Source organism: Amycolatopsis sp. NPDC001319, assembly GCF_042896185.1.
Lineage (GTDB): Bacteria > Actinomycetota > Actinomycetes > Mycobacteriales > Pseudonocardiaceae > Amycolatopsis.
Map to the genome: position 1 here is coordinate 142,786 of NZ_JBIAWY010000002.1, position 15,688 is coordinate 158,473.

The 15,688-nt window shown below is 72.8% G+C and carries 16 protein-coding genes; 14 read left to right on the forward strand and 2 right to left on the reverse strand.

Going from position 1 to position 15,688, the window contains the following annotated elements; genetic code table 11:
- Window positions 1-17 precede the first annotated feature (17 nt).
- Window positions 18-1,001: a LacI family DNA-binding transcriptional regulator gene (locus tag ACFY1H_RS06325; protein WP_366576812.1), complete on the reverse strand. Its 984-nt coding sequence runs from the start codon at window positions 999-1,001 to the stop codon at window positions 18-20.
- 164 nt (window positions 1,002-1,165) lie between these two features.
- Between ACFY1H_RS06325 and ACFY1H_RS06330 the strand changes: the two genes are divergently transcribed.
- The 5 genes from ACFY1H_RS06330 to ACFY1H_RS06350 all read left to right on the forward strand — a co-directional run bounded on the left by ACFY1H_RS06330 (window position 1,166) and on the right by ACFY1H_RS06350 (window position 6,347).
- A complete protein-coding gene (locus ACFY1H_RS06330; protein WP_366576810.1) occupies window positions 1,166-1,930 on the forward strand; it encodes a sulfite exporter TauE/SafE family protein in 765 nt (254 codons plus the stop codon).
- Window positions 1,931-2,014: 84 nt separating this feature from the next.
- Entirely contained in the window at window positions 2,015-4,279 is a 2,265-nt protein-coding gene (locus ACFY1H_RS06335; RefSeq protein WP_366576809.1) for a xanthine dehydrogenase family protein molybdopterin-binding subunit, read from the forward strand.
- 1 nt (window position 4,280) lies between these two features.
- A complete protein-coding gene (locus ACFY1H_RS06340; RefSeq protein ID WP_366576807.1) occupies window positions 4,281-4,751 on the forward strand; it encodes a (2Fe-2S)-binding protein in 471 nt (156 codons plus the stop codon).
- Window positions 4,748-5,563: a xanthine dehydrogenase family protein subunit M gene (locus ACFY1H_RS06345; RefSeq protein ID WP_366576805.1), complete on the forward strand. Its 816-nt coding sequence runs from the start codon at window positions 4,748-4,750 to the stop codon at window positions 5,561-5,563. The genes ACFY1H_RS06340 and ACFY1H_RS06345 overlap by 4 nt, the downstream gene beginning before the upstream one ends.
- An 85-nt stretch (window positions 5,564-5,648) precedes the next feature.
- Entirely contained in the window at window positions 5,649-6,347 is a 699-nt protein-coding gene (locus tag ACFY1H_RS06350; RefSeq protein WP_366576803.1) for a flavin reductase family protein, read from the forward strand.
- A gap of 21 nt (window positions 6,348-6,368) precedes the next feature.
- Here ACFY1H_RS06350 and ACFY1H_RS06355 read toward each other — a convergent pair whose 3' ends face one another.
- A complete protein-coding gene (locus tag ACFY1H_RS06355) occupies window positions 6,369-7,319 on the reverse strand; it encodes a hypothetical protein (protein WP_366576802.1) in 951 nt (316 codons plus the stop codon).
- Between the two features lie 183 nt (window positions 7,320-7,502).
- Here ACFY1H_RS06355 and ACFY1H_RS06360 point away from each other — a divergent pair, with 183 nt between their 5' ends.
- From ACFY1H_RS06360 to ACFY1H_RS06400, 9 genes are all read left to right on the forward strand, one after another.
- Window positions 7,503-7,994, forward strand: coding sequence for a helix-turn-helix domain-containing protein (locus ACFY1H_RS06360; protein ID WP_366576801.1), 492 nt, complete (start codon window positions 7,503-7,505; stop codon window positions 7,992-7,994).
- Window positions 7,995-8,097: 103 nt separating this feature from the next.
- Window positions 8,098-9,315 (forward strand): MFS transporter, encoded by a 1,218-nt coding sequence (locus tag ACFY1H_RS06365; protein WP_386945033.1) that lies wholly within the window; start codon window positions 8,098-8,100, stop codon window positions 9,313-9,315.
- 68 nt (window positions 9,316-9,383) lie between these two features.
- Window positions 9,384-9,887, forward strand: coding sequence for a DUF302 domain-containing protein (locus ACFY1H_RS06370; protein ID WP_366576797.1), 504 nt, complete (start codon window positions 9,384-9,386; stop codon window positions 9,885-9,887).
- Window positions 9,888-9,919: 32 nt separating this feature from the next.
- Window positions 9,920-10,426 carry a DinB family protein gene (locus ACFY1H_RS06375; RefSeq protein WP_386945035.1) on the forward strand — a complete coding sequence of 169 codons (507 nt, stop codon included), beginning with the start codon at window positions 9,920-9,922 and terminating at the stop codon, window positions 10,424-10,426.
- Between the two features lie 82 nt (window positions 10,427-10,508).
- Window positions 10,509-11,438 carry a 2-dehydropantoate 2-reductase gene (locus ACFY1H_RS06380; RefSeq protein WP_366576794.1) on the forward strand — a complete coding sequence of 310 codons (930 nt, stop codon included), beginning with the start codon at window positions 10,509-10,511 and terminating at the stop codon, window positions 11,436-11,438.
- A gap of 302 nt (window positions 11,439-11,740) precedes the next feature.
- Window positions 11,741-12,589 carry an ESX secretion-associated protein EspG gene (locus ACFY1H_RS06385; protein WP_366576792.1) on the forward strand — a complete coding sequence of 283 codons (849 nt, stop codon included), beginning with the start codon at window positions 11,741-11,743 and terminating at the stop codon, window positions 12,587-12,589.
- Between the two features lie 29 nt (window positions 12,590-12,618).
- Window positions 12,619-13,035, forward strand: coding sequence for a hypothetical protein (locus ACFY1H_RS06390; protein WP_386945038.1), 417 nt, complete (start codon window positions 12,619-12,621; stop codon window positions 13,033-13,035).
- A gap of 10 nt (window positions 13,036-13,045) precedes the next feature.
- Entirely contained in the window at window positions 13,046-15,007 is a 1,962-nt protein-coding gene (locus ACFY1H_RS06395) for a hypothetical protein (RefSeq protein WP_386945040.1), read from the forward strand.
- A gap of 7 nt (window positions 15,008-15,014) precedes the next feature.
- Window positions 15,015-15,650, forward strand: a complete 636-nt coding sequence (locus ACFY1H_RS06400) for a type VII secretion target (protein WP_386945041.1) — start codon at window positions 15,015-15,017, stop codon at window positions 15,648-15,650.
- The last annotated feature ends 38 nt before the right edge of the window (window positions 15,651-15,688 follow it).

The following is a 15,688-nucleotide window of genomic DNA, read 5'->3' on the forward strand; positions in this document are numbered from 1 at the left end:
ATCGGACGTCGTTCGCGTCAGGGCGCCGACTCCCGCACCACCAGCTCGGTCGGCAGCACGGTCATCCCGTCGAGCGGTGAGTCGCCGGTCAGCTTGCCGAGCAGGCGGCGGGCCGCCGTTTCCCCGAGGGCGCGCAGCGGCCGGCGCACGGTCGTGAGCGGCGGCTGCGTGAACGCCGCGAGCGGCTGGTCGCCGAACCCGGCCACGGCGACGTCCCCGGGCACAGTGCGGCCGGCTTCGCGCAGTCCGGTGAGGACACCGGCGGCCACCACATCGTCACAGGCGAACACGGCGTCGAACCCGACGCCCGAGGCGACGAGCCGCCGCACCGCCGCGCGGCCGCCGGCCGCGGTGGAAACCGCCTCGGTGACGGCGTTCCCGGTGAGCGGTGAACCGGCTTCTTCGAGAACGGACCGGAATCCGGCGAGCCGGACGGCCGCGTGCTCGTCGGGACCCGTCACCACGGCGACGCGGCGCCGGCCGCGCGCCAGGAAGTGCCGGGCGACCGCGGCCGCTCCCGCGGCGTCGTCGCCGGTCACCGAAGGGAATGCGGAACGCGACCCGTCGACCACCACCACGGGCAGGTCGGAGTCGCGCAGCGCGTCGTTGTCCGTGACGGCGGCCGGCGGGTCGAGCAGCAGCAGCCCGTCGAAGGCGTGCGCCCGCACCTGGTGGGTGAAGCGCTCGAGCGAATCCGCGCCCCGGGCGGCGGTGCTCAGGAGCAGGCCGTGGTCACTCGCCTCGACGACGTCGGCCACTCCCTGCAACACCTCGCCGACACCCGGCGGCGAGAGGCCCGGCACGAGGACCCCGACGAGCCGGGTCCGGCCTCTCGCAAGGCCGACGGCCCCGGCGCTCGGGATGTAGCCCGTCGCGGCGATCACCTCGCGCACGCGCACTGCGGTGGCGGCGTCCACGTCGGACTTGTTGTTGAGCACCCGGGACACGGTCGTCTTGCTCACCCGCGCTCGGCGGGCGACCTCCGCGATCGTGACGCGCATCGGTCCTCCAAGGGGAATCCGAGCACCGGGCGGGTTGCCTTCCCCTCAACGTACTCGCCTGTCCGCCGGTCGCCGGGCGTCCGTTCGGCGGTGTCCGTTCAACCGGAAGTGACTTGTATAACAACCTATACGGCGGCGCGAGAACGCGTGTTCTGATGGCGGGCGTGATCATCGACGCGGGCGAGTTCGTCCTCCTGCTGCTCGCCGGAGCAGGCGCCGGTCTCGTCGGCGCCACCGCCGGACTGGCCTCGCTCGTGTCGTACCCCGCGCTGCTGGCCGCCGGGATGCCGCCGGTGGTCGCGAACATGACCAACACCGTCGCGATGCTCGGCACCACCGCGGGCGCGGCCGCCGGCGCGCGGCCCGAGCTGAAAGGGCAGTGGCGCCGCCTGCTGCCGCTGTGCCTCATCACCACGGCCGGCGGCGGGTGCGGCGGGCTCGTGCTGCTGCTGACGCCGCCCGGCGCGTTCACCGTGGTGGTCCCGTGGCTGATCGGCGGCGCGTCGGTGGTCCTGTTGGCGGGTCCGCGGTTGCGCCGGTTGGCGGAAGGCTCGGAGCGCCACGGCATCGGCCCGGTCACCGGCGCCGCGGCGTTTCTCGTCGGCGTGTACGGCGGTTATTTCGGTGCCGCTGCGGGCGTTCTGATGCTCGCGCTGCTCACCACCGTGTGGACACAGCCGCTGGCCCGCACGAACGCGGCGAAGAACATCGCCACGGGCACGGCGAACCTGATCGCCGCGGCCGTCTTCGCGTTCACCGGCCGCGTGCTCTGGCCCGCGGCGCTCGCGGTGTGCCTGGGTTCGGTGGCGGGTTCGTGGCTCGGTTCGATCCTCGTGCGGTATCTTCCCGCGACCCCGTTGCGGATCGCGATCGCGGCCGGCGGGCTCGTGCTCGCGGTGGTGCTCGCGCGGGAGGCGTACGCCGGCTGATCGCAGCGGATTCGTTGCCGGACCAGGCTGACGCGCGGGTACCTCAGGGGGCATGATCGGCGGGGTACCCGAGCAGGAGGCCAGATGAGCATTGTCGGCACCCGCGTGGTGCGCGTCGAGGACGAGAAGCTGATCACCTCGGGCGGAACGTACGTCGACGACTTGCGGGAGGCGGCGCTCACCGGCGCGGTCCACGCGGTCTTCGTGCGCAGCCCGATCGCCCACGCGCGCATCTCCGGCATCGACACCGAAGAGGCGAAGCAGGCACCGGGAGTCGTCGGGGTTTTCACGGCGGCGGACCTCGACCTCGCGCCTCGCCAGACCGGTCCCGTCACCGAACCGTTCCTCGCCACGGACGTCGTGCGTTACGTCGGCGAACCCGTCGCGCTGGTGCTCACCGAAGAGCGCTACCAGCTGGCCGACGCGGCGGAGCTGGTCGACGTGGACTACGACCCGCTCGACGCGGTGGCGAGCATCGACGCCGCGCTGGCGGGGGAGACCGAGCTGTTCCCCGGTGCCGGTGACACCGGCAACGTCATGCAGGTGAACGGCGCCGCGGAGTTCGACGACGCGGTGTTCGCGGACTGCGACGCCGTCGTCACGCAGACGATCCTCAACCCTCGCGTGGCCCCGGCGTCGCTCGAAGTGCGCGGCGGATCGGCGGCGTGGGGCGAGGACGGGCGGCTGACGCTGTGGCTGTCCACGCAGAACGCCCAGATCGCCCGGACTTCGGTGGCGAGCGCCCTTGAGCTGGACGAGGAACGGGTGCGCGTGATCGCGCCGGACGTCGGCGGCGGCTTCGGCGCCAAGATCGGCGCCGACCCCGAGGCGAGCCTGCTCGGCTGGGCCGCGCGGGCCGTCGGGCGGCCGGTGCGGTGGACCGAGTCGCGCAGCGAGAACCTCACGGCGATGACCCACGGCCGCGCGCAGCAGAACACCGTGACCATCGGCGGGAAGCGCGACGGGACGGTGCTCGCGTACCGGATCGACGTCGTGCAGGACAGCGGCGCCTACCCGCGCGCCATGTTCCTGCCCACGCTGACCGAGATGATGGCGCCCGGCGTGTACCGCTTCCCGGTGGTGCAGACGCGCAGCCGCTGCGTGGTCACGAACACCACGCCGATCGCCGCCTACCGCGGCGCGGGCCGCCCCGAGGCGACGGCCGCGGTCGAGCGCGCGATCGACCTGTTCGCCGCCGAGATCGGGATGGATCCCGCCGAGGTGCGGCGGGTCAACTTCATCCGCCCGGAGGAGTTCCCGTACACCACGCCGACCGGCGGGGACTACGACACGGGCGAGTACGCGGCGGCGCTGGACAAGGCGCTCGAAGCCGCGGGCTACGCCGAGCTGCGGGCGGAGCAGGAGCTGCGCCGCGCCGCGGGCGACCCGGTGGCGCTGGGGCTGGGGATCGCGGCCTACGTCGAGATCACCGGCGGCGACGCGAGCGGCGAGAGCGGCCGCGTCGACATCCACGAAGACGGCTCGGTCACCGCCTACACGGGCAGCTCGCCCCACGGCCAGGGGCTGGCGACGTCGCTGGCGATGCTGCTGTCCGACCAGCTCGGCGTGCCGCTGGAAAAGATCACCGTGAAGCACGGCGACACCGACGAGGTCCCGCGCGCGGTCGGCACGTTCGGCTCGCGGTCGCTGCAGCTCGGCGGCTCGGCGATCCGGCAGGCGGCCGACGAGGTGATCGCCCAGGCCCGCGAGCTCGCGGCCGACCTGCTCGAGGCGGCGCCCGAGGACCTGGAGCTCGACACCGAGCGCGGGGTCTGGCAGGTGCGCGGCGCGCCGTCGAGCACCACGCTCGACTGGGCGCGGGTCGTGTCCTCGGCCGAGAGCACGGCGCTGTCGGCGAACGTGTGGTTCGGCGACGGCAAGCCGACGTTCCCGTTCGGCGCGCACCTCGCCGTGGTCGAGGTCGACACGGAGACGGGCAAGGTCGAGGTGCGGCGGCTGGTCGCGGTCGACGACGCCGGGCCGGTGGTGAACCCGCTGACCTTCCGCGGCCAGCGCCACGGCGGGCTCGGTCAGGGCATCGCGCAGGCGCTGCTGGAGGTCGTGAACTACGACGACGACGGCAACCCGACCACGGCCACGCTCGCGGACTACTCGTTCGTGACCGCGACCGAGCTGCCCGACTTCGAGCTCGTGGACATGGCGACGCCCACGACCCGGAACCTGCTGGGCGTCAAGGGGATCGGCGAGGCCGCGACGATCGGGTCGACGCCGGCGGTGCACAACGCGGTGGTCGACGCGCTCGCCCACCTCGGCGTGCGGCACCTGGACATGCCGGCCACCCCGATGCGGGTCTGGGCGGCCCTGAACGACGTGAGGAAGGCGGACTGACGTGCGGGTCTCCATCGAGGTGAACGGCCGGACCACGGCCGGGGAGGTGCCGGACCGGACGCTGCTGGTGCACTACCTGCGCGACACCGTCGGGCTCACCGGCACGAACATCGGCTGCGACACCACTTCGTGCGGCGCCTGCACGGTCCTGCTCGACGGCGAGTCGGTGAAGTCGTGCACGGTGCTGGCCGCGCAGGCCGAAGGCCACGAAGTGACCACAGTGGAGGGTCTGGCCGGTGACGACGGCGAGCTGCACCCCGTGCAGCGAGCGTTCCGCGAGCAGCACGGGCTCCAGTGCGGCTTCTGCACGCCGGGGATGATGATGGCGTCGGTGTCGCTGCTGAAGGAGAACCCGCGGCCGTCGCGACGCGAGGTCCGGGAGGCGCTCGAGGGGAACCTGTGCCGCTGCACGGGTTACCACAACATCGTGAGCGCCGTCGTCGAAGCGTCGGGCCAGGAGGTGGACCGGTGATCCCCGCCGAGTTCTCCTACCGCCGGGCGTCCACTGTGGACGAGGCACTGGCGCTGCTGGCCGAGCACGGCGAGGACGCGAAGCTGCTCGCCGGCGGGCATTCGCTGCTGCCGCTGATGAAACTGCGGTTCGCGGCACCCGAGATCGTCGTGGACATCGCGCCGCTCGACGAGCTGAAGTTCGTGCGGCTCGACGGGAACGAGGTGGTGATCGGCGCGCTGACGCGCTACCACGACCTCGAAGGCGACCCCGTGCTCGCCGAGCACGCGCCGCTCGTCGCGCACGCTTCGGGCGCCGTCGGCGATCCGCAGGTGCGCCACCGCGGCACGCTCGGCGGTTCGCTGGTGCATGCCGACTCGGCCGCCGACCTGCCCGCGGTGATTCTCGCGTCCGACGGCGTGCTCGTCGCGCGCGGCCCGGAGGGGGAGCGGCGGATCCCGGCCGCGGAGTTCTTCCTGGGCCCGTTCACCACGCCGCTGGAACCGGACGAGCTGCTGACCGAGATCCGCCTGCCCAGCCAGGCCGGGCTCGGCTGGGGCTTCGAGAAGTTCACGCGCCGCAACATCGACTGGGCGATCGTGGGCGTCGCGGTGGTGGGCAAGTCCGTCGGGCTGATCAACCTCGGCGGCACCCCGCTGCGGGCCGCGGCGACGGAGAAAGCCTTGGCCGACGGCGCTTCGGCCGACGAGGCCGCGGCGCTCGCCGCCGAGGACACCTCGCCGCCCGACGAGCCCCACGCGTCGGCGGAGTACCGCCGGCACCTCGCACGCGTGCTGACGCGGCGCGCACTGCTGGCGGCGGGCATCGCCTGAACCGTGCGGCCGGCGGGGAACGGGCGTGATCGCGACGTCCGTTTCCCGCCAGCCGCGGGGCCCTCGCGTGCGCAGACTGGGGGACGTGACCACGACGTTTCCCTTGCACACGGCCATCGAGCCCGGAATCCTGTACTTCGGCACCCCCGTGGTGCTGATCTCCACGACCAATGAGGACGGTTCGGCAAACCTGGCCCCGATGTCCTCGGCGTTCTGGCTCGGCTGGCGAGCCATGCTCGGCCTGGGCGCGCGCTCGAAGACCACCCAGAACCTGCTGCGCACGCGTGAATGCGTGCTGAACCTGCCTTCTTCCGCTCTCGCCGCGGCCGTCGACAAGCTCGCGCTCACGACGGGTTCGGACCCGGTGCCACCGGGCAAGCAGCAGCGCGGCTACTTCCACGTCGCCGACAAGTTCGGCCGCGCGGGCCTCACCCCGGTGCCGTCCGAGACGGTCGCGCCGCCGCGCGTGGCCGAGTGCCCGGTGGCCATGGAGGCCGTCCTCGAGGCCACCCACCCCTTCGCCGCCGACGACGAGGCCCAGCACGGCTCCGTCCTGGGCCTGGAGGTCCGCGTCCAGCGCGTCTTCGTCCACGACGACATCCGCCTGCCCGGCACCGAGGACCACGTGGACCCCGACGCGTGGCGCCCGCTGATCATGAGCTTCCAGAAGCTCTACGGCCTGGGCCCGCAGGTGCGCGAGTCGACGCTGGCGTCCATTCCGGAGCGGCTGTACCGGGGTCCGGACATCGACCGGGCCCGGCGGGCCGTGGTCCGGACCGACTGAGAGCTTCCGGCCGCCGACCGGTCAGCCCGCGGTCCAGGCGGCCAGTGCCGGCGCCAGGGCCTTGATGCCCGCGGTCACCGCGGCGCGGCCTTTCGCCGACGACGTGGCGGCCGGCTGCTGCGTCAGCAGCACCACGACGTAGCGCGAGTCGACGATCCCGGTGGTGTTGAGCACGAGGGCCGAGCGCAGGATCATCCAGCCCTGCTTGATTTCCCACGTCGCGCCAGGCAGGCCGTCGGGGATGCCGAAGTACTGGGGGTAGCCGTCGTCGGCGGGCTGGCGAGCGTCGGCCATCGCGGTGAGCAGGGGCTGTGCCGTGGCATCGGGCACGGTGTCGGTGAGGTAGCGGTAGGTGGTGACCACGTCGTCGGGGCTCATCTTCGTCATGCCCCACTGGCCAGGGTCCGTCGGTTCGAGCGTGTGCGAAAGCCCGATGAGGTCGGCCATCCGCCCGACGATCGCGGTCCCGCCGTCGGCTTCCCACAGCTTGTCGGCGACGGCGTCGTTGCTGCCGGAGATCATGTCGGTGAGCTCGTCGGCGGTGTCGTCGGTGGGGACCTGCCAGGTGCCGTCGTCGTACAGCGAGTCGAGCGCGATGAGCAGCTTCACCACGGAAGCCGTGTAATACGGGGTTTCCGGGTCGGCGAGCGCGAGGGTCTTGCCCGTCTTCGTGTCGTACACCGCGAGCCCGACCTTCGTGCCCTTCGACGCGGCGCTCACCGCGTCGGTCACGTCGTCGGCCACGACCGAGGGGTCGGGCAGGGGAGTCTCCGAGGTGGCCGGAGCCGACGGGGTCGTCGAGGACGTCGGCGGTTCGCTCGTGGTCGGCGGCGAGGACGAGGGCGGCGGCAGCGTCTGCGCCGCGGGCATCGTCGTCATGTGCCGCGTGCTCGCGGTGACGACGACCGCTGTCGTGAGGACCGTCGCGGTGAGCCCCGCGGCGGCGAGCGTCCATCTCAGCCGTCTTGCCATACCGGGACAACGCCGCGGAACCCCTGCGTTGCACCGGATTCCACCTGTCTGTTTCCTGTGTGTTGCTGTGAAGCCGCTGTGCTCGGCCGAATGGTCCAGTCCGGCTCGTCCCGTGCTACGGTCGGTGACGGCTTGCGCCGCGAAAGCCAGCGAACGCGGTGCGGCGGAAGGAAGGGAGCGGTGATGGCCCGACGCATCCAGTGGTCCGGACACGCGTGCCCGATCGCCCGGGCGGTCGACGTGCTCGGCGAACCGTGGACGTTGCTGATCCTGCGCAACGCCACCACCGGCACCACGCGCTTCGACGAGTTCCGCGACGAGCTCGGCATCGCCGACAACGTGCTGACGACCCGGCTCGCCAAACTCACCGAAGCGGGACTGCTCACGCGCGTGCCGTACCGCGAAGGCGGCCGCACGCGTCACGAGTACCGCCTGACGAAGGCCGGCGCCGACGCGCTGCCGGTACTGCTGTCCCTCGCCGAGTGGGGCGACGAGCACACCCGGTCCGACCCGCCCGCGGAACCCATGCTGATCGTCCACGACGCCTGCGGGGCGCGCACCCGCCCGGGCACGACGTGCGACGGGTGCGGCGAACCGATGCGGCGCGAGGACATGCGCTGGTACCGGCCGTGGCGCTCGCCCGAACCCGTGCCGCTCGCCGAACCCGTGAGCTGACCCCGTTTCCCGGGGCGTCCGCGCACCCGCCGGGCGCCCCTCGGTCGTTCTCGCGGCCCGAAGCTGGCTTGCGCGGAACAAGTCAACGTTCTACCGTGCGGGCATGTCGCAGCCACGTCTGGCGGAGGTGCCCGTTTCCGCCGCGCGCGGGGCGTTCGCCGCCGGTGCGGCGACGCTGGCCGCGCTGTACGTGGGCAACAACCTGCCGAGTGCGCTGTATGCCTTGCTGCGCACCACGTTCAGCTTCTCCGCGATGATCCAGACCTTGCTCTACGCGGTCGCGGTGGCGGTGATTGTGCCGGCGCTGCTGGTGGCCGGGCCGCTGTCCGACGCCGTCGGGCGCCGGCCGCTCATGCTGTGCGGTCTCGTCGCGTTCCTCGCCGGCGACCTCGTCTTCGTGCTCGCCACGGGCACGGGCTGGCTGTTCCTGGCCCGCGTCCTGCAGGGGCTCGGCATGGGTGCCGGCGCGGCGGCGGCGCAGGCGATGCTCAACGACAGCGCCGGGCAGGACGCGCGCGGCCAGCGCCGGGCCGCGCGGACGGCGACGGCGTGCGTCACGTTCGGGCTCGCGCTCGGCCCGCTGGCGGGCGGGCTGCTCGCGCAGTACGGCCCGCTGCCGCGGCAGCTGTCGTTCCTGGTCCACGCGGTGGCCGTCGGCCTGGTGGTGCTGCTCGTGGTCCGGACCCCGCGCGCCGCGGGCTCGGGAGCGGAACGCCGGTGGCGGCCGCGGCTCGGCGTGCCGCCCGTGGTCCGGCGGACGTTCGTCATCGCCGGCGCGTGCTCGTTCCTGGCGTGGGCGGTGCTCGGGATGTTCTCCGCCGTCGTGCCCTCGCTCGTGTCGGGCCTGCTCGGCTCGGCGAACCTCGCGATCGCGGCGGGCGCGCTGACGCTGATGATCGCCACGCCCGGGTTCGTCCAGCTCGGCGCGGGCAGGCTCGCGCCCACGTCCGCGCAGGCGATCGGGCTCGTCGTGCTCGCCGCGGGCCTGGCGCTGCTGGTCGTGGCGAACGAGGCCGGCGTCGGTTGGCTCGTGGTGCCGGCGATGCTCGGCACGGGAACCGGCCACGGGCTCGTGTTCACCGGCGCGCTGGCCGAGCTCACCGTCGTGACGCCGCCGGCCGAACGCGGCGCGGTGATCGGCAGCTACTTCGTGGTCAGCTACCTCGGCCTCGGCGGCCCGGTGATCGTCGTCGGCCTGCTCTCGCTCGCGCAAGGGCTGGCCGCGGCGACCGTGCTCGTCGCGGCCGTGGTCGGCGGGTGCTGTCTCGTGCTGGCCCCGCTGGTGTTCCTGGAGATCTGCCGCCGCGCCAATCCACAATAGACAGTCCGTAACAGACAGTCCGTAACAGACAGTCCACAGCAGGCAGTCCACAGGGAACGGGAGGGCTCATGTCCGTACGCCGGGTCGCGCACGAGGCGGTGCGGCTGGAGGTGCCGGTAGCGGCGCCGTTCGCGCAGTTCCGCGCGCGGTACGAAGAGGCTGTGCCGAAGTTGCCCGGAGACGAGCTGGCGCGGCTGGTGGCCGAGGGCCCGAGCTGGACCGACGTCCGGGCGGCCGCCGACGCGAGTGCGCCCTTCGGATTCCTGCGGTACTGGGAGACCGACGTCGGCGCGCTGATGAGCCTCGCCGCACCCGCGCGCCCGTGCACGGAGTACCTGATGGGCAACCACACGATCGCGCAGCGGATGTTCGTCCACGAGCCCGGCGTGATGCTCTACGCGCCCCTGCGCACCACGATCCACGAGGATGCCGACGGTGCCACGTGGTTCACCGTCGACCTCCCGAGCAGCCGCTTCGGCAGCTTCGGCAACCCGGCGGTGACGGCCGTCGGCCGGGAGCTCGACGACAAGGTCGCGGCCCTGCTGGAGCACCTCGACGCGCCGGTAGCCTGAGGCCGGACGGGCCATCGGGTTAAGGGGGAGCCGTGGCGACGGAACGGATCGGGCCGCCGGCGATCGCGGGGGAGCGGGAGATGCTGCGCGCGTTCCTCGACTTCCACCGCGCGACACTCGCGATGAAGTGCGACGGGCTCTCCGACGAGCAGCTGCGCCGGCAGTCGATGCCGCCTTCGACGCTGTCACTGCTGGGGCTCGTGCGCCACCTCGCCGAGGTCGAGCGAGCCTGGTTCCGTCGCGTGATCGGCGGCGAGGACGTGCCGCTCGTCTGGTCGGCCGACGGCGACTACCAGGCCGCCTACGACGCCACCGACGGCACGCGGGCCGAGGCCTTCGCCGCGTGGCAGGCCGAGGTCGAGCACTCGCGGCGGATCGAGGCGGCCGCCGAGTCGCTCGACGTCGTCGCGTACAACGCGCGGTGGGGCGAGGACGTCTCCCTGCGGCTGATGATGCTGCACCTGATCCACGAGTACGCCCGGCACAACGGCCACGCCGACTTCCTGCGCGAGGGCGTCGACGGCGTCGTCGGCGCCTGATCCGAAGACCCCGGCGAAGCTCGAGTGTGACTGCGCCGACCCTGACTTGTCCTAGGCAAGCCAGGGGCCTAGTGTCGGACGGGTGACGAGCGCGAAGCGAATCCTGGTGGTGGGTGCCGGTGCGACCGGCGGGTTCTTCGGCGGCCGGCTGGTGCAGGCCGGCCGGGACGTGACCTTCCTGGTGCGCCCCGGGCGCGCGGCGGCGTTGATGGAACGCGGCCTGCGGATCACCGGGCTCGGCGAGGAGACCGTGCTCACCCCGAAGCTCGTGCGCGCCGGCGAGCTCACCGAGCCGTACGACCTCGTGCTGTTCACGGTCAAGGCCGCCGGGCTCGAGCAGGCGATCGAGGACGTGGCGCCGGCGGTCGGGCCGGACACCCTCGTGCTGCCGGTGCTCAACGGCCTGCGCCACCTCGACGCGCTCGTGGCCCGCTTCGGCGAGGAGCGGGTGCTCGGCGGCGTCGCGATCGTGATGACCACTGTGGACGGTGCCGGCGACATCCGCCGCCTGTTCGACCTCCAGTCGCTGACCTACGGCGCCCGCACCGAGCCGGCGCCGGCCGGGCTCGCCGAGGTACACGAACTGCTGTCGGGTTCGGGCTTCGACACGGCGCTGTCCCCGGACATCACGGCGGCGATGTGGGCGAAGTGGGTGTTCATCGCCTCGATCGGCGCCGTGACCTCGCTCATGCGCGGCACCGTCGGCGACGTCGCCGGGCAGCCGGGCGGGATCGCGTTCGCCGAGGCCGTGGTCGCCGAGTGCGCGGCCGTCGCGGCGGCCTCCGGGCACCCGCTGGACGCGGCCGCCCTGGAAAACGCCCGCGGCTCCGTGACCGAGGTCGGCTCCCCGCGCGCGCCCTCGCTGTACCGCGACCTCACGGCCGGGCTGCCCGTGGAGGGCGAGCAGATCTTCGGCGACCTCGTGGAGCGGGCGCACGCGCTCGGGGTGTCCGTACCACTGCTGGAACTGGTCCGGCTCAACCTCCGCGTGTACCAGGCACGGCTGGGCTGAGGCCGCCGGAACGAACCTGAACGAACCCCGTTTCGGCGCCTCCTGGGAAGTCCGCGAACTTTTTCCCGGCAGCGGTGAACCGAATCGGCTCCGGCCCACGTGATGGGTGCGGAAGGGCACGAAGGCCGTGCCCGGGTTGACACGGACGGATGGTCTTTCGGGCACCGGTTCGAGTGGTGATTTCCCGCCACACCAGGACTGCTACGCTCCGATCAGTGACATCTGCGCCCCTTTTGGCGCAGGTGTCCGGACCGCGGCGCAGCGCCGTGCACGACCCGCCGTGGGGAAGGAAGCTCTCGGGTATGGCGGACAGGTTCGAGTTCGTTCTCGACGTCTTCGAAGCTCTTGTGGTCAGCCAGGCAACCGGCGGTGACATCCGCCAGTACCCGTTGCGAATCGGCACGGTGCCTTCGGATCCCATCCGGTTCGTCCGCGTGGCGACTCAGGTCTACCGGGCGATGGAGGACAAGCGGCTCTCCACCCACGGCGAGCTCAGCCCCCATGTGCAGACGGCGTTCGGGCTGCTCGCCCGGCCGCGCGTCTCCGTCGCGGTGGCGGGGGTCGACGGTGTCGGCGCCGACATCGCGGTGCTCGCGCTGAGCGACGGCCGGCAGGCGCTCGGGATCACGCAGAACCCGCGCACCGACGAACTGCTGTTCTCGCTCTTCGCCGACGAGGACCTCGTCGACGTCGTCACCGGCGTGCTGCCCCCGGCGCGCGCCGCGACGACCGGCGCCCACACGGTCAGCCGGCAGGCGACGCGCGCCGTGTCCGCGATGACCGCGCGGCGCATCGCCGAGGCGGCCGAGGACGAGGAAGAGACCGACGCGTTCGGGATGATCGAGGTCCGCGGGACCGTGCGGCCCAGCCGCACCGACCCCCGCGTGACGCCGACGCCCGGCAGCACCGAGGTGCTCGAGCGCGTCATGGCCGCGCCGCGCCTCGGCGGCGGCCACCTCACCGTCACCGGCTGGGGCCGGCACGGCGAGCTGCGTGCGGCCGACCCGCTGAGCTGGCTCGACACGCAGGACGGCCGCTACCTGGTCCACACCACCGCCGGCGAGGCCGGTGAACTGAGCGCGAAGTACGTCCCCGCAGGGCGGTCCGAAGTGGCCCGCGCCGTGCAGAACGCCATCGCCGCCGTCTACTGACGCGCGCGCACCAAGAGGAGGGAGACCCGGTGGCCGACGACGCGACCCCGGCGAAGATGACTGCGCGTGAAGTGATGCCGCAGTTGTCCGGGACCGAGCTGAAGCGATTGGCGCAGACCGGAAGTTTCGCGGTGGACGACACCACCGGCAACCAGATGATCCAAGCGCTCGAAGGTGTGATCGACACCCTTCAGGCGCGGTGGGACGCTTTGCAGAAGCTGGGCACGGCCCCGGCCATGTCCTCCACCGCGACCGGCAAATGGGTGTCGACCCACATGCTGAACACCGCCAGCGACGCCCAGGGCCTGCTCACGCAGCTGCAGGCCGCGCGCGACGAGTTCCCGACGTATGTCGAGGCGATCAAGCTGGCGAAGCAGAACTACAGCAACACCGAAGCCGGGACGCGCGACACGATCAACCGTCTCCCCGTCGACGAGCTGACCTGAGGAGGATCTCGTGGCCACGACAACCGACCCGTCCACCTCGGCGGTCTCAGACCCGTCGTCACCGGACTACGACCCGCACAGCCCCTACTACGACGTGACGGCCGACTCGTCGTCGAAGTACTACGTCGGCCCGGTCAAGCCGGACGACGTCGCCTCCGGTGACCAGATCCGCGCCGAGGCGACCAAGGAGATCGACGACGAGATCGCCCAGGGCTGGCTCGGCCCCGTCGTCGACCCGAACGTGCGCAACCAGAAGATCCAGGAGCTCTACGAGCAGCGGCTCGTGGAGGCGAAGTCCGAGCTCCACGACGGTCTCCAGCTGCGCCAGAACGACGGCGCGCCCTACACCGACTGGTCGCAGGCGACGCACGAGCAGATGCAGCAGGCCATCACCCAGCAGGCGAACTCGGCCACCGTCGCCGAGTCGTCGGAGGAGTGGGTGCGCGTCGGCAACGACCTGGCCACGCACCAGCAGAACCTCGCGAACGCGATCAACGCGAGCACGAGCAACTGGCAGGGCGCCGGCGGCGACGCGGCGCGCGAGCACCTCGCGAACGTCGGCAAGTGGCTCGGCACCACCGCCCAGGGCGCGACCCTGGCCGGGCGCCAGCAGGAGATCCACTCCCAGGCGCTGAACGAGACGCAGATCGCGATGGCCGCGAACCCACCGGTGCAGTTCGACGTGCAGCAGGCCAACGCGCAGCTGCAGCAGATCAAGGACCCCACCGAGTACGCCGCGCAGGCGTCCAAGGCGATGGCGACCTTCACCGAGCAGCAGGCCGCGCGCCAGCAGGCGGCGCAGCTGATGACGCAGTACGACCACACGATCGGCGCGGCCGTCGTCACGCCGGCGTTCGCGGCTCCGCCGAAGCTTCCTGGCTCGACCGGCGCGAACGGCGGCGGCGGCGCGGGCGGCGCCGGCGGTGGCGGTGCCGGGAGCCAAGGTCTCCCGGTCGGCCCCGACGGGCGCCCGATCGGCCCCGACGGCCTGCCGATCGGCGGCGCCGGAGGTGGCGCGGGCGGCGGTGCCGGGGGTGCTGCCGGCGGCGGCGCGGGTGGCGGTGCCGGCGGTGGCGCCGGCGGCGGCTTCAACCCGCCTCCGCTCAACGTGCCCGACGGCCCGGGTGGTGTCGGTGGCGGCGGCCTCGGCGGCGGTTCCGGAAGCGGCGCCGGCGGCGGTGCGGGTGGTGGCGGTGGCTTCAACCCGCCTCCGCTCAACGTGCCCGACGGCCCCGGTGGCGTCGGTGGCGGTGGCCTGGGTGGCGGCGGCTTCGGCGGCGGCTCCGGCCTGCCGGCCGACGAGACCACGAAGACCTCGGGCTTCACGCCCCCGCCGCTGAACGTGCCCGACGGTCCCGCCGGTGGCGGGGTCGGCGGCGGAGGCGGCTTCAACCCGCCGCCGTTCAACCCGGGCAGCGGTGTCGGCGGCGGTGGCCTGGGCGGCGGTTCGGGTTCGGGCACGGGCTTCACCCCGCCGCCGTTCAACCCTGGCACGGGCGTCGGCGGCGGTTCGCTCGGCGGCTCCGGTGGCGGCATCGGCGGCGGCTCGGGCAAGATCCCGACCATCGGCCGTGGTGGCGGCATCAACGGCGAGAGCATCAGCAGCCGCCTCGGCGGTGGCGGCGGTGCCGGTGGTGCCGGGATCGGCGGCATCGGTGGTGGCGCCGGCATCAAGGGCGCGGGCCTCGGTGGCGCGGGCTCCGCGGCGGGCGCGGGTGCCGGTTCCGGCGCCGCGGCGACCGAGGAGGAGCTGGCCGCGCGTGGCGGTGCCGCGCAGGCGGGCGCCAAGGGCGCGGCCGGGTCGCCGGGCATGGGCGGCATGGGTGCTGGCCAGAAGGGCGGCAAGGGCCCGGAGGACAAGGAGCACAAGATCGCCGACTACGTGGAGTCGGACGACCCGAGCTTCTTCGCTCCGGACGAGGTCGTCGCGCCGCCGGTGATCGGTGACTGGAAGAACAAGGACTGGAAGTGAGGCGGGGATGACCAGCGGAGGCTTCGACGTCGAACCCGACGAGCTGACGGCGCACGCCAGCCACCTCGACGGGCTCGTGGACCGGCTGAACAACGCCGTGCAGGCGGCGGACTACGCGTTGAGCGACGACGCCTACGGCCTGCTGTGCGCGTTTCTCCCGCCGATCGTGAACCCGACGGGGCAGCAGGCCAAGGACGCGGTGAGCGCCGCGGCCGAGGGCATGCAGACCACGGCGGACAACGTCCGCACCACGGCGCAGGCGTACCAGGACGGCGACTCCCAGGAGGCGCAGCCGTTCCTCAAGCAGCTGGCCGGCAGCGACGACGCCGCGGGCCTGACCAACGGGGGCTCGGACGGCTACTCGTCGAGCAGCTACCCGTCCGGCAGCGAACCGCTGTCGCCGCGCATCGGGACGACGATTCCGAGTGAGCCGTTGCAGGAGCCGCTGTCGCCGCGCATCGGGACGACGATTCCGAGTGAGCCGTTGCAGGAGCCGCTGTCGCCCCGCATCGGTACGACGGTGCCGAGGGAGGCCGCGGAGCCGCTCGCGCCCGAGCAGCCGAGGTTCCGGGTCGGCACCACGGTGCCCGACGAGCCCGTGGTGAACCCGTCGTCGTTCCGGATCGGCACGGTCACCGAGTAGCGGGTGACACCGTGGCGCCGGGCGAGGTCCGCCCGGCG